Source organism: Streptomyces sp. NPDC026377 (assembly GCF_055567715.1).
This window is the reverse complement of record NZ_JBVHPV010000001.1, coordinates 60,542-73,331: the sequence shown is the minus strand read 5'-3', so window position 1 is coordinate 73,331 and position 12,790 is coordinate 60,542. Positions and strand designations below refer to the sequence as shown.

The 12,790-nt window shown below is 75.0% G+C and carries 11 protein-coding genes; 7 read left to right on the top strand and 4 right to left on the bottom strand.

The window, feature by feature from the left end:
- Positions 1–18: 18 nt before the first annotated feature.
- Positions 19–1,011 (top strand): SGNH/GDSL hydrolase family protein, encoded by a 993-nt coding sequence (locus ACZ4MU_RS00305; RefSeq protein WP_467870553.1) that lies wholly within the window; start codon positions 19–21, stop codon positions 1,009–1,011.
- A gap of 318 nt (positions 1,012–1,329) precedes the next feature.
- Here the strand turns inward: ACZ4MU_RS00305 and ACZ4MU_RS00300 are convergent, their stop codons facing one another.
- A complete protein-coding gene (locus ACZ4MU_RS00300) occupies positions 1,330–1,743 on the bottom strand; it encodes a hypothetical protein (protein ID WP_467869173.1) in 414 nt (137 codons plus the stop codon).
- A 145-nt stretch (positions 1,744–1,888) separates the two neighbouring features.
- Here ACZ4MU_RS00300 and ACZ4MU_RS00295 point away from each other — a divergent pair, with 145 nt between their 5' ends.
- Complete coding sequence (locus tag ACZ4MU_RS00295; RefSeq protein WP_467869171.1) at positions 1,889–2,728, top strand: MurR/RpiR family transcriptional regulator; 840 nt, start codon at positions 1,889–1,891, stop codon at positions 2,726–2,728.
- Positions 2,729–3,085: 357 nt separating this feature from the next.
- On the opposite strand, the gene ACZ4MU_RS00290 is transcribed toward ACZ4MU_RS00295, so the two are convergent.
- On the bottom strand, positions 3,086–4,408 hold the full coding sequence (locus ACZ4MU_RS00290; protein ID WP_467869169.1) for a type III PLP-dependent enzyme domain-containing protein: 1,323 nt from the start codon (positions 4,406–4,408) through the stop codon (positions 3,086–3,088).
- A 114-nt stretch (positions 4,409–4,522) separates the two neighbouring features.
- Here ACZ4MU_RS00290 and hutU point away from each other — a divergent pair, with 114 nt between their 5' ends.
- The 4 genes from hutU (at position 4,523) to hutI (ending at position 10,465) form a co-directional block, all read left to right on the top strand.
- Positions 4,523–6,184, top strand: a complete 1,662-nt coding sequence (gene hutU, locus ACZ4MU_RS00285) for a urocanate hydratase (protein WP_467869167.1) — start codon at positions 4,523–4,525, stop codon at positions 6,182–6,184.
- A 200-nt stretch (positions 6,185–6,384) separates the two neighbouring features.
- On the top strand, positions 6,385–7,575 hold the full coding sequence (locus ACZ4MU_RS00280) for an allantoate amidohydrolase (RefSeq protein ID WP_467869165.1): 1,191 nt from the start codon (positions 6,385–6,387) through the stop codon (positions 7,573–7,575).
- Positions 7,572–8,903, top strand: coding sequence for a formimidoylglutamate deiminase (locus ACZ4MU_RS00275; RefSeq protein ID WP_467870550.1), 1,332 nt, complete (start codon positions 7,572–7,574; stop codon positions 8,901–8,903). The genes ACZ4MU_RS00280 and ACZ4MU_RS00275 overlap by 4 nt, the downstream gene beginning before the upstream one ends.
- 392 nt (positions 8,904–9,295) lie before the next feature.
- Positions 9,296–10,465: an imidazolonepropionase gene (gene hutI, locus ACZ4MU_RS00270; protein WP_467869163.1), complete on the top strand. Its 1,170-nt coding sequence runs from the start codon at positions 9,296–9,298 to the stop codon at positions 10,463–10,465.
- Here hutI and ACZ4MU_RS00265 read toward each other — a convergent pair.
- Together ACZ4MU_RS00265 and ACZ4MU_RS00260 are read right to left on the bottom strand one after the other, a co-directional pair.
- Positions 10,444–11,343 carry an NAD(P)H-binding protein gene (locus ACZ4MU_RS00265; protein WP_467869161.1) on the bottom strand — a complete coding sequence of 300 codons (900 nt, stop codon included), beginning with the start codon at positions 11,341–11,343 and terminating at the stop codon, positions 10,444–10,446. The two genes, hutI and ACZ4MU_RS00265, sit on opposite strands and share 22 nt — an antisense overlap.
- Positions 11,344–11,414: 71 nt before the next feature.
- Positions 11,415–12,032, bottom strand: coding sequence for an HD domain-containing protein (locus tag ACZ4MU_RS00260; RefSeq protein WP_467869159.1), 618 nt, complete (start codon positions 12,030–12,032; stop codon positions 11,415–11,417).
- 54 nt (positions 12,033–12,086) lie between these two features.
- On the opposite strand from ACZ4MU_RS00260, the gene ACZ4MU_RS00255 reads away from it, so the two are divergent.
- A complete protein-coding gene (locus tag ACZ4MU_RS00255) occupies positions 12,087–12,779 on the top strand; it encodes an aspartate/glutamate racemase family protein (protein ID WP_467869157.1) in 693 nt (230 codons plus the stop codon).
- The last annotated feature ends 11 nt before the right edge of the window (positions 12,780–12,790 follow it).

The window sequence follows — 12,790 nt, the reverse complement described above, 5'->3', positions numbered from 1 at the left end:
GCGGGGTCACGGGCGAGGGTGGCGCGTCGCATCGCGGCGGGCGCGGCGTTCGGCGGGGGCGGGATCGGGCTGCTCGCCACGGCCGCCGTCGGGGTGCTGCTCGCGGAGGCGGCGCTGGCCAGGCGCTCGGTGGGCGGCGCCACCGCCCCGCATCCGCCGAGCGCCGACGGGCTGTACGGGGTGGCGTTCGCCAATGGCACGGCCCCGCTGCGGCTCGGCATCCTGGGTGACTCGACAGCCGCCGGGCAGGGCGTGCGGCGGGCCGGGCAGACCCCGGGGGCGCTGCTCGCCTCGGGGCTCGCGGCGGTGGCGGAGCGGATGGTCACGCTGCGCAACGTGGCGCAGCCGGGCGCCCAGTCGGACGACCTGGACCGCCAGGTCTCGCTGATGCTGGCGGACCCGGCGCGTGTCCCGGACGTCTGCGTGATCATGATCGGCGCCAACGACGTCACCCACCGGATGCCGGCCACCACCTCGGTGCGGCATCTGGCGGGTGCGGTGCGGCGGCTGCGTACGGCGGGCGCGGAGGTGGTCGTGGGCACCTGTCCCGACCTCGGCTCGGTCGAGCCGGTCTACCAGCCGTTGCGCTTCCTGGCCCGGCGCGTCTCGCGGCAGCTGGCGGCGGCGCAGACGATCGTGGTGGTCGAGCAGGGCGGGCGGACGGTCTCGCTCGGCCATCTGCTCGGCCCCGAGTTCGAGGCGAACCCGCGCGAGCTGTTCGGCCCGGACAACTACCACCCCTCGGCCGAGGGGTACGCGACGGCGGCGATGGCCGTCCTGCCCACGCTCTGCGCGTCGCTCGGACTGTGGCCGGACGCCGACCGGCTGGACGCGGACCGCGACGAGGACATCCTGCCGGTGGCCAAGGCGGCGGCGGAGGCGGCGGCGGAGCCCGGCACCGAGGTCAGCGCGGCCCGCGCGCCCTGGGCCCTGCTCAAGCACCGGCGCCGGCGGCGGCTGACCGCGACCGAACCCTCCACCGCGCACCCGGCGCATCCGGCCCACCCCTGAGCGCTGAGTCCCGTACGGCGCCGGGGAAGTGGCGGGCCGTCACATTCGTCGCGGAACCGGTACGGGCACGACATGTCCGCGCAGCACGCGCTTAACACACGTACGGCACAGTGAGGGGTGTCGGACGGGGAGACCCGGCCGGCACCACCAGCGGCGTCGAGGACCTCCGGAGCGGCTCCCGGACTCCCGGACGCCCAGGACGCGGCGACCGGCCCTGACCCGGGACCGTGTCCCGCGCGGGGACCGCCGTCGTCCCGCCCCCCGGGCGACCGGGGGTGCGGCGGTCCCCGCGCTCAGCTTTCTCTCCGCCGTCCGCCCTCAGTCGGTGGCGTCGTCGCCCCGGCGGCGCGGCCACGGCCACGGGCGGGCGGCGTGCACGGCGTTGACGCCGAAGATGCCCGCCCAGGTGATGAAGAGCCCGCTGAGCCCCGCGTTCACGGCGCCGATCGCGGACAGCGGGATGGCGAGGACCAGCGAGATCATGCCGAACCCGAAGCGCTCGGCGAAGCCGAGGTCGGGGTGCCGGCCGGCGGGGCGGCCGCCGCGGGCCACCACCATCTGCTGTTCGGCGAGCTGGCGGCGCACCCGGCGGTCGATCGCCGGGTCGAGGCGCTGCTCCACCTTCTCCAGGAACGAGTCGACGAGCGCGGGCTCGTACTCCTCGCCGAGCTCCCTGCGAGCCCGCAGGGTGGCGTCCAGTTCTTTGCGCAGTTCGGCGTCGCGGGCTTCCATGCCGTCCACGGTACGGAGCGCGCGGCGCGGGCACAGTGGGGGTAGCCCCCGTACTTGCTCCTCTGCATATGGTCATGCAGAGTGCTGCGCGACTGAATATCGTGGTGGTGGCCCCGGAGCCACGGGCGTGAGGAAGGGGGACGGCATGAGCGACGGCCCTGCCGCGCGGCTGCAACAGCTCTTCGAGGGGCGTCGGCTGACGCCGACCCAGCGGCGGATCGCCCACTCCATGGTGCGCAGGGCCGCCGATGTGCCGTTCCTGTCGAGCGTGGAGCTGGCGGAGCTGGCCGGGGTGAGCCAGCCCTCGGTGACGCGCTTCGCGGTCGCGCTGGGCTTCGACGGGTACCCGGCGCTGCGGCGCCATCTGCGCGAGATGGTGCCCGCGGACGCGCCCGCGACGGGCGAGGACGCGTACAACGAGTACCAGCAGGCGGTGCAGGCCGAGATCGAGAACCTGCGCCATCTGGCGGGGCTGCTGGCGGATCCGGCGCCGGTGGAGGAGGCGGGGCGGCTGCTGGCCGCGTCGCGGCCGCTGCCCGTGCTCGGGCTGCGCGCGGCCTCCTCGCAGGCGCGGGGCTTCGCGTACTTCGCGGCGAAGGTGCATCCGGATGTGCGCCTGCTCGACGAGGGCGGGTCGATGCTGGTCGACCGCATCGACGCGGCGTCGCGGGCCGGGGCGTCGGCGCTGCTGTGCTTCGCGCTGCCGCGGCATCCCCGGGAGGTGGTGGACGCGCTGGCGTACGCGCGCTCGCGGGGGCTCGTGGTGGTCACGGTCGCCGACTCCGCGTTCGCGCCGGTGGCGCGCCACAGCGACCTGCTGATCCCGGCCGCGGTCGGCACGGGCCTCGCCTTCGACACGGCGTGTGCGCCGATGCTGCTGGGGAGGGTGTTGCTGGAGGCGATGTGCGACGGGTTGCCGGATGCGCAGGCGCGGCTGGAGGAGTTCGACGCGGGGGCCGCGGGGCGCGGCTTGTTCGTGGAGTAGTTGGGGTTGCCCGGGGTTTGTGTGCGGGTGTGTGGCGGGTTGCTCGCGCAGTTCCCCGCGCCCCTTTTCGGCCCGGGGGTCGGCTGCGGGTGGTGGTGGGCCGTTCGCGCAGTTCCCCGCGCCCCTGGGACCCGCTTTCGTCTGCGGGCTGTGGTGGGTTGCTCGCGCAGTTCCCCGCGCCCCTTGGGGGTACGGGGCTCGGGCGCCGGGGGCGCTTTCGGGGGGCTGTGGCTCAGCTGGGAATTCTGGCCGCGGGGGGATACCTCAGGGGCGCGGGGAACTGCGCGAGCAACCCGCCACCGGCCCGCAGGTGAGAACTGTGCGAGCCGGGCCCCGCCGGGCCGCGGGGGCCGCGGGCTACAGCAGCGCGTCCGGGGTTGCGCCGCCCGACTCCGCCACTACGGACTCCACCGTCTGCCCCTCCCGCACCACCGCGAAGCGGACCCCCGACGGGGACGTCGTGAAGCCGTGCACGGGCGGTCTGGCGAGACTGTTGTACGCGTAGTGGTGGGCGAAGCAGTACGCCCCGGTGTCCAGCACCGCCACATGGTCCCCCTGGTCCAGCCGCGGCAGCGGCCGCGCCGAGGCCAGCAGGTCCCCCGCGAAGCAGGCCGGCCCCGCCACGTCCTGGAGGACGGGCGGCCCGGGCTTGGGGCGGCCCGTGGGGCCGTACGCGGCGATCCGCAGCGGCCAGGACCGCGGCGCGTACACCGTGCGCGCCGCGATCTGCACGCCCGCGTGGGTGACCGCGATGGCCCGCCCCCCGGCCGTCTTCGCGTACTCCACCCGCGCCAGCACCGTCCCGTGCTTGGCCAGCAGCGACCGGCCGAACTCGGTCACCAGCGCGTACGAGCCGTCGAAGAGCCCGGGCACCCGAGCCCGCAGCAGCCGCGCGTACTGGCCGTACGTCGGGCTCACCTCGTCCGAGGCGAAGTTCACCGGCAGTCCCCCGCCGAGGTCGACCGTGTCGATCTGCCGGCGGCCCACGCGCGCGTTGACCTCCTCCGCCAGCTCGTACGCCGCCCGCACCCCCTCGGCCATCAGCTCCAGCGGCACCCCCTGCGAGCCGGTGTGGGTGTGCAGCCGGGTGAGCCAGGGGCGGGCCGCGTACGCCGCCACGACCCACTCCCGCGCCCCCTCGTCCCGCAGCCCCACCCCGAACTTCGACGTCCGCGTCGCCGTGGAGAGCGCGCCGATGGACCCCGCGCCCACCTGCGGATTGACCCGCAGACCGAGCGGTGAGGCGGTCGCGACGGAGGCGACGAGCGCGTCGAGGCGGGCCAGCTCCTGCGGGTTGTCGGCGTTGACGGCGACGCCCAGGGCCAGGGCCTCGCACAGCTCGGCGGGGGTCTTGGCGGGGGAGTCGAGGACCGTGCGGCCGGGTGCGACCCCGGCGGCGCGGGCCAGGGCCAGCTCGCCGGGGCTGGCGACCTCCGCGCCGAGCCCCTCGGCCGCGAGCAGCCGCAGGACCGGCACCAGCGGGCACGCCTTCACGGCGAAGGCGTGCAGCACGGGCGCGTCGGTGACGGCCGCGAAGGCGGAGGTCAGCGCGGCCGCGCTCGCCCGGATGCCGGTGACGTCCAGGAAGGCGGCCAGCGGGACACCGGGGCCGACGAGGCCCTGCTCCACGGCCGCCCGCACCGCCTGGTCGCGCCGCGCCGCCGCCTCGGTGTCGGTCATGGCTTCCAGCCAATCACCGGGTCGGCCGACGCGCAGACGTACCGATGTATTGACTAGTTCTATTCAGACGGCCAGGATGTGAATATCTGAGTCACGTCGTGAGGAGGCCTCGCCATGTCAGGACCCCGCCCCGTACGGGCACCGCGCGGTACGGAACTGAGCGCCCTGGGATGGCAGCAGGAAGCCGCCCTGAGGATGCTCCAGAACAACCTCGACCCGGAGGTCGCGGAGCACCCCGACAAGCTCGTCGTCTACGGCGGGACGGGCAAGGCGGCCCGTGACTGGCGTTCGTTCGACGCCATGGTCCGTACGCTGCGGACCCTCAAGCAGGACGAGACGATGCTCGTGCAGTCCGGCCGCCCGGTCGGCGTGATGCAGACCCACGAGTGGGCCCCGCGCGTCCTGATCGCCAACTCCAACCTGGTGGGCGACTGGGCGAACTGGGAGGAGTTCCGCCGCCTGGAGCAGCTCGGCCTGACCATGTACGGCCAGATGACCGCGGGCTCCTGGATCTACATCGGCACCCAGGGCATCCTCCAGGGCACGTACGAGACGTTCTCGGCGGTGGCGGCGAAGAAGTTCAACGGCACGCTCGCCGGGACCATCACGCTCACCGCCGGTCTCGGCGGCATGGGCGGCGCCCAGCCGCTCGCCGTGACGATGAACGACGGCGTCGCGATCTGTATCGACGTGGACCCGCGTGCCATCGAGCGCCGTATCGAGCACCGCTACCTCGATGTGAAGGCCGACAGCCCGCGCCACGCGCTGGAGCTCGCCGTCGAGGCGCGCGACGCCCGCCGGCCGCTCTCCATCGGCCTGCTCGGCAACGCGGCGGAGCTGGTGCCGCAGATGCTGGCCGAGGGCGCCCCGATCGACATCGTGACCGACCAGACGTCGGCGCACGACCCGCTGGCGTATCTGCCGGTCGGCGTCGACTTCGACGACATGGCCTCGTACGCGGCGAAGGACCCGGCGGGCTTCACCACCCGCGCCCGGGAGTCCATGGCCCGCCACGTCGAGGCGATGGTCGGCTTCATGGACGCGGGCGCCGAGGTCTTCGACTACGGCAACTCGATCCGGGGCGAGGCCCAACTCGCCGGATACGCGCGGGCGTTCGACTTCCCCGGCTTCGTGCCCGCGTACATCCGCCCGCTCTTCTGCGAGGGCAAGGGCCCCTTCCGCTGGGCGGCGCTGTCGGGCGAGGCGTCCGACATCCACAAGACGGACAAGGCGATCCTGGACCTGTTCCCGGAGAACGAGTCGCTGCACCGCTGGATCAAGATGGCGGGCGAGCGCGTCCACTTCCAGGGCCTGCCCGCGCGGATCTGCTGGCTCGGTTACGGCGAGCGGGACAGGGCGGGCGAGCGCTTCAACGACATGGTGGCGTCGGGAGAGCTGGCGGCCCCGCTGGCGATCGGCCGCGACCACCTGGACTGCGGCTCGGTGGCCTCCCCGTACCGGGAGACCGAGGCGATGCTCGACGGCTCGGACGCGATCGCGGACTGGCCGCTCCTGAACGCCATGGTCAACGTCGCCTCCGGCGCGTCCTGGGTCTCCCTGCACCACGGCGGCGGCGTCGGCATGGGCCGCTCCATCCACGCGGGCCAGGTGACGGTGGCGGACGGGACGGCGCTGGCGGGCGAGAAGATCCGCCGCGTCCTGACGAACGATCCCGGGATGGGTGTGATCCGGCACGTGGACGCGGGGTACGACCGCGCCGACGAGGTCGCGGGTGAGCGCGGGGTGCGGGTTCCGATGCGCGAGGGTGACGCGTGACGGGGGGGACCCCGTCGGCCCCTCTCGGCCCGGGGGGCCCCGGGTCGGCGGTCGGGTCCGCGTCGGTGGGGGCTGGTCGCGCGGTTCCCCGTGCCCCTGAAGGGGCGCACGTCCCTGGCGGGGGGCGGGGGGCGGAGCCCCCGGGGAATCCCTCCGCCTCCACCCGCCCCCGGGCGGGGGAGGCCCCCTCGTTCCACGAGATGTGGCGCGATCTCGCCCCCATCGGGCGGGACACCGGCACCCGCGGCTACCGCCGGTTCGCCTGGACGCCCGCCGACAGCGACTGCCGCGCCTGGTTCCGGGCCCAGGCCGAGTCCCGCGGGCTCACCTACGAGCTCGACCGCAACGGCAACCAGTGGGCCTGGTCGGGCGACCCCACCGCCGGGGACGCCGTCGTCACGGGGTCGCACCTGGACTCCGTCCCCGACGGCGGCGCCTTCGACGGCCCCCTCGGCGTCGTGTCGTCGTTCGCCGCGCTGGACGAGCTCCGCAGGCGCGGGGCCGTGCCCACCCGCCCTCTCGCCCTCGTCAACTTCGGCGACGAGGAGGGCGCCCGCTTCGGCCTGGCCTGCGTCGGCTCCCGGCTCGCCGCCGGTCAGCTGACCGTCGAGGCCGCGCACCGGCTGCGCGACGGCGACGGGGTCGCCCTGCCGCAGGCGATGGAGCGCGCCGGGTACGACCCCGAAGCCATCGGCCCCGACCCCGAACGCCTCGCCCGGATCGGCGCGTTCGTCGAGCTGCACGTGGAACAGGGCCGCGCCCTGGACCTCAGCGGCGACGCGATCGGCATCGCCTCCGCCATCTGGCCGCACGGCCGCTGGCGGTTCGACTTCGCGGGCGAGGCCAACCACGCGGGCACCACCCGCCTGGTGGACCGGCGCGACCCGATGCTGACGTACGCCGAGACCGTCCTCGCGGCCCGCCGCGAGGCCGAACTCGCGGGCGCGGTCGCCACCTTCGGCAAGATCTCCTGCGAGCCCAACGGCGTCAACGCCATCCCGTCCCTGGTGCGCGGCTGGCTGGACTCGCGCGCCGCCGACCAGGCGACCCTCGACACCGTCGTCGCCGCGGTCCGGCGGGCCGCCGAGGAGCGCGCCGAGCGGGACGGCGTGGACCTGACCGTCGTACGGGAGTCGTTCACGCCCGTCGTCGAGTTCGAGCACGCCCTGCGCGACGAACTGGCGAAGATCCTCGGCGGGCGGACCCCCGTCCTCGGCACCGGCGCCGGACACGACGCCGGAATCCTCTCGGGGACGGTCCCGACCGCCATGCTGTTCGTACGCAACCCCACGGGCGTCTCGCACTCCCCGGCCGAGTTCGCCGGTGAGGACGACTGCGTGGCCGGGGTGCTCGCACTCGCCGACGTTCTGGAGGGGCTGGCGTGCAGGTGACGTCGTACTGGCTGGAGCACGCCTGGCTCGACCCCGTGGTCGAACCGGGCGTGCTGGTGGAGGTCGCGGACGGGCGGATCACGGCCCTGCGCAAGGGAGTCGACGCGCCGCCGCCCGGCGCCGCCGTCCTGCGCGGTCTCACCCTGCCGGGGCTGGCCAACGCCCACAGCCATGCCTTCCACCGGGCCCTGCGCGGCACGGTCCAGGTCGGCTCGGGCACGTTCTGGACCTGGCGCGAGACGATGTACGCGGTCGCGGCGCGGCTCACGCCCGAGTCGTACCACGCGCTGGCACGGGCGGTGTACGCGGAGATGGCGCTCGCCGGGATCACGGCGGTGGGCGAGTTCCACTATCTGCACCACGCGCCGGGCGGCACGCCGTACGCCGACCCCAACGCGATGGGCGAGGCACTGATCGCGGCCGCCGACGAGGCCGGGATCCGCATCACACTGCTCGACACGGCGTATCTGTCGTCCGGCTTCGGCGAGCCGCCCAACGCCCACCAGCGCCGGTTCAGCGACGGCACCGCGCAGGCGTGGGCCGAGCGGGCGGCGCTGCTCAAGCCGCGCGACGGCGTACGGATCGGAGCGGCGATCCACTCCGTACGGGCGGTGCCCGCGGAGCAGTTGCGCGAGGTCGCGGCGTGGGCCGAGGAGCGCCAGGCGCCCCTGCACGTCCACCTCTCCGAGCAGGTCGCGGAGAACGAGGCGTGTCTGGCCGCGCACGGGTGCACGCCGACGCGGCTGCTGGCGGACCACGGGGTGCTGGGGCCGCGGACCACCGGCGTCCACAACACCCACCTCACCGACGAGGACATCGCGCTGCTGGGCGGGTCGGGGACGGGCACGTGCATGTGCCCGACGACCGAGCGCGACCTCGCCGACGGCATCGGCCCCGCGGTCGCCCTCCAGCGCGCCGGGTCCCCCCTCTCGCTGGGCAGCGACAGCCACGCGGTGGTCGACCTGCTGGAGGAGGCGCGGGCCATGGAGCTGAACGAGCGGCTGCGTACGCGGACCCGGGGGCACTGGACGGCGGCGGCGCTGCTGCGGGCGGCGTCCCCGGACGGGCACGCGGCCCTGGGCTGGGACGAGGCGGGCCGCCTCGCGCCGGGCGCCCTGGCCGACTTCGCCACGGTCGCGCTGGACACGGTGCGTACGGCGGGGCCGGTGGCGCGGCTGGGCGCGGAGACGGTGGTGTTCGCGGCTTCGGCGGCGGATGTGCGGGATGTGGTGGTGGGGGGGCGGTGGGTGGTGCGGGGCGGGGTGCACCTGGGGGTGCCGGACGTGGGTTCCGCCCTGGCCGCGGCGGTGGCGTCCCTCCGGGAGTGAGTCCCCGCCCCGCCCCGAAAGCCCTCGCCCGGGCGGCCGGGACGAAGACGGCCTACCGGGGGCCGCACCCCCCGGACCCCGCCTTCGTCTGCGGACCGTGGTGGGCCGCTCGCGCGGTTCCCCGCGCCCCTGGGCACCTGGGGGCGCGGCGGACGCACACGCGCAGCCCAAGCGCCCTCGGACGACCACCGGGCCCTGAAGGGGCGCGGGGAACTGCGCGACCAGCCGACCACCGTCCCGCAGACGGGACACGACCCCTCAAGGGGCGCGGGGAACTGCGCGAATCAGTCAGCCAGTCACCCATCGGCCTGCCGACAGCGACGCCCCCCGGCCGCCCGCCAGAGGGCTTTCGGGAAGGGGCCGGGCGGGGGAGAACACACCGGAGAGGAACCATGTCCACCACCCTCATCACCCACATCCCCACCCTCATCACCAACGACCCCATCCTCGGCCCCACCCCCCTCGGCCTCATCGAAAACGCCGCCGTCGTCATCGACGGCCCCACCATCGCCTGGGTCGGCCGCGCCGAAGACGCCCCCGCAGCCGACGAGGTCCACGACGCCACCGGCCACGCCGCCCTCCCCGGCTTCGTCGACTCCCACTCCCACCTCGTCTTCGCCGGCGACCGCACGCGGGAGTTCAACGCCCGGATGTCGGGCCAGGCGTACAAGGCGGGCGGCATCCGGACCACCGTGGCCGCCACCCGCGCAGCCACCGACGCCGAGCTGGGCGCGAACGTAGCCCGCTACCTCGGTGAGGCCCTGCGCCAGGGGACGACGACCTTCGAGACCAAGTCCGGCTACGGCCTCACCGTCGAGGACGAGGCCCGCGCCCTGCGCATCGCCGCCGAGCACACCGACGAGGTGACCTACCTCGGGGCGCACATCGTCGCTCCCGAGTACGCCGACGACCCGGCCGCCTATGTCGCGCTCGTCACCGGCGAGATGCTGGATGCCTGCGCCCCGTACGCCCGCTGGGTCGACGTCTTCTGCGAGAAGGGCGCGTTCGACGGCGACCAGGCCCGGGCCATCCTGCTCGCTGGCAAGGCCAAGGGGCTCACCCCCCGGGTGCACGCCAACCAGCTCTCCCACGGGCCCGGCGTCCAGCTCGCCGTCGAGCTCGACGCGGCCAGCGCCGACCACTGCACCCACCTCACCGACGCCGACGTCGACGCGCTGGCCGCAGGCACCACGGTCGCGACCCTGCTGCCCGGCGCCGAGTTCTCCACCCGCGCCCAGTGGCCCGACGCCCGGCGGCTGCTCGACGCGGGGGTGACCGTCGCGCTGTCCACGGACTGCAACCCGGGCTCCTCGTTCACGTCCTCGATGCCGTTCTGCGTCGCGCTGGCCGTACGGGACATGGGGATGACCCCGGACGAGGCCGTCTGGGCCGCCACGGCCGGCGGCGCCGCCGCGCTGCGGCGCACCGACGTCGGGCGGATCGCGCCCGGCGCCCGCGCCGACCTGGCGCTGCTGGACGCCCCCAGCCACGTCCACCTCGCCTACCGGCCCGGCGTGCCGCTGGTCACCGACGTCTGGCGTCAGGGCGTCAAGTGCCGGTAGGCGTGCGGATGCGCCTTCAGGTACTCGGCGAAGGACTGGGCGCGGTGGCCGGTCAGACGGGGCACGGTGTCGGCGACCCCCGCCAGCTCACCGGCGGCGATCGCCTCGTACGAGCTCACCCAGCCGGTGACCTCCCACTCCTCGGCGCCGTATCCGGCCCGTGAGGCGAAGGCCTCCTCGCGGGTCTCCTCCACATAGGTGACGGTCCGGCCGGTCACCCGGCTCAGCTCGGCCGCCACCTCGGTGAGGGTCAGGGCCTCGGGGCCGGTGACGTCGTAGGTGGCGCCGTCGTGCTCTCCGCCCCCGGGCCTGCCCCCGCCCTCGCCCAGCAGCACGGCCGTCGCCACGTCCGCGATGTCGTCGTGGGCGACGCCCGAGACCCGGCCGTGCCCGGCGGGGCCCCGGATCACCCCGTCCGGCCCGGCCATCGCGGCCAGCCCGGACAGATAGAGGCTGTCGCGCAGAAACGTGTACGCCAGGCCCGTGCCCCGGATGTACTGCTCGGTGTGCCAGTGGTCGCGCGCGAAGGTGAACGCGGCGTCCGGGGCGGCGCCGAGGAACGACACGTACACGATGCGGTCCACCCCCGCCGCGACGGCCGCGTCCACGGCGGTGGTGTGCTCGCGGACGCGGCCCGGGGACTCGTGGGCCGACACCATCAGCATGGCCGAGGCCCCCGCCAGCGCGTCCCGCATCGCGGTCGCGTCCCCGTACGCGGCGGGCGCCGCCCTGACCGCGCCCGGCAGCTCCGGCAGCCGCCCGGGGCTGCGGCCCACCAGCCGGGTCGCCACGCCCCGCTCGGCGAGCCGGCGCGCCACCCGCCCGCCGACGGCTCCACTGGCTCCGGTCACGGCGACGACCGGGTTCACCGGGGTCATACAGGCCTCCTGGCGGTCTTGGCCGCCGCGGCCGGCGAGCCCTCGGCGGCCAGCATGCCCACAGGGGGCCGCTACGCGCGATCCAGCCCGTTGCCCAGCGCCCGCTTCTCCCAGCCCCCGGCCACCAGCTCCGCCGCCGCGCACCCGGGCTTGCGCCGGGCCTGGTCGTGGAAGAGGCCCACGAACGCCTGCGCGAAGTCCAGCCGGGGATACGCCTCCACCAACTCCGCCCGGAAGGACGCGCCGAAGGCCTCGAGACCCGTGCCGGACACGTCCGCGCTGGTCCCCACCTGGAGCAGCCTGCTCTCCACGTCCACCTCCGGCGACACGTCGTCGCGCATGTGCAGCACGATCAGCTCGGCCGCCCGGTCGCGGCGCGCGTCCGGCCAGCCCAGGCCCGCCGTGAAGACCCGCGCCAGATGGCCGCCCGCCTCCTCGAAGGGCAGGCTGTGGCTGTCGAAGGGCGGCGTGAGCGCCAGGTCGTGCAGGAGCGCGGAGACGAAGAACAGCTCGCGGTCGTAGTCCAGGCCGCGCTCGCGGGCCCAGGCCGCGCCGAAGAAGTACGACCGCAGCGAGTGGTGGTACAGCGCCGCGTCGGCGTACTCCGCGCAGACCGTGCGCGCCGCCTCCGCCGCCCGCCCCCGCGGTATCCCGATCCCCGCGACCTCGGTCGTCTCGTGCTTGCCCACGGCCCCGCCCCTCGTCCACAGCGGTCAGTTGTGAGCACAGCCTAGAGTGGCGCGATGAAGACCATCGGACTGATCGGCGGTATGAGCTGGGAGTCCAGCGCGGAGTACTACCGGCTCCTCAACGAGCTCGTACGCGAGCGGCTCGGCGGACTGCACTCGGCCCGCTGCGTCCTGCACTCCGTCGACTTCGCCGGGATCGAGGAGCTCCAGCGCGCCGGGGAGTGGGAGCGGGCGGGCGAGGTGCTGGCGGCGACGGCGAAGGGCCTGGAGGCGGCCGGCGCCGATCTCGTGCTGATCTGCACCAACACCATGCACAAGGTGGCGGACCAGGTCGCCGCGGCCGTCCGTGTACCGCTGCTGCACCTGGGCGACGCGACCGCCGCGGCGGTACGGGCCCGGGGTGTGCGGCGGGTCGGGCTGCTGGGCACCGCCTTCACCATGGAGCAGGACTTCTACCGCGACCGGCTGCGCGCGCACGGGCTCGACGTCCTCGTCCCGGACGCCGACGACCGCGCCCTGGTCCACCGGGTCATCTACGAGGAGCTGTGCCTGGGAGTGGTGCGGGAGGAGTCCCGCGGCGCCTACCGGGACGTGATCGCGCGGCTGGTCGCCGAGGGCGCCGAGGGCGTGATCCTCGGCTGCACCGAGATCGAGCTGCTGATCCGTCAGGAACACAGCCCCGTACCGGTGTTCCCCACCACACGGCTGCACGCCGAGGCGGCGGTCGCCGCCGCGCTGGCGCCATAGCCGAGGGCCCG

Excerpts from the sequence above, each read along its gene's own strand:
- ACZ4MU_RS00300 (WP_467869173.1), bottom strand. The coding sequence starts at position 1,743 with ATGGAAGCCCGCGACGCCGAACTGCGCAAAGAACTGGACGCCACCCTG.
- ACZ4MU_RS00295 (WP_467869171.1), top strand. The coding sequence starts at position 1,889 with ATGAGCGACGGCCCTGCCGCGCGGCTGCAACAGCTCTTCGAGGGGCGT.
- ACZ4MU_RS00290 (WP_467869169.1), bottom strand. The coding sequence starts at position 4,408 with ATGACCGACACCGAGGCGGCGGCGCGGCGCGACCAGGCGGTGCGGGCG.
- hutU (WP_467869167.1), top strand. The coding sequence starts at position 4,523 with ATGTCAGGACCCCGCCCCGTACGGGCACCGCGCGGTACGGAACTGAGC.
- ACZ4MU_RS00280 (WP_467869165.1), top strand. The coding sequence starts at position 6,385 with ATGTGGCGCGATCTCGCCCCCATCGGGCGGGACACCGGCACCCGCGGC.
- hutI (WP_467869163.1), top strand. The coding sequence starts at position 9,296 with ATGTCCACCACCCTCATCACCCACATCCCCACCCTCATCACCAACGAC.
- ACZ4MU_RS00265 (WP_467869161.1), bottom strand. The coding sequence starts at position 11,343 with ATGACCCCGGTGAACCCGGTCGTCGCCGTGACCGGAGCCAGTGGAGCC.
- ACZ4MU_RS00255 (WP_467869157.1), top strand. The coding sequence starts at position 12,087 with ATGAAGACCATCGGACTGATCGGCGGTATGAGCTGGGAGTCCAGCGCG.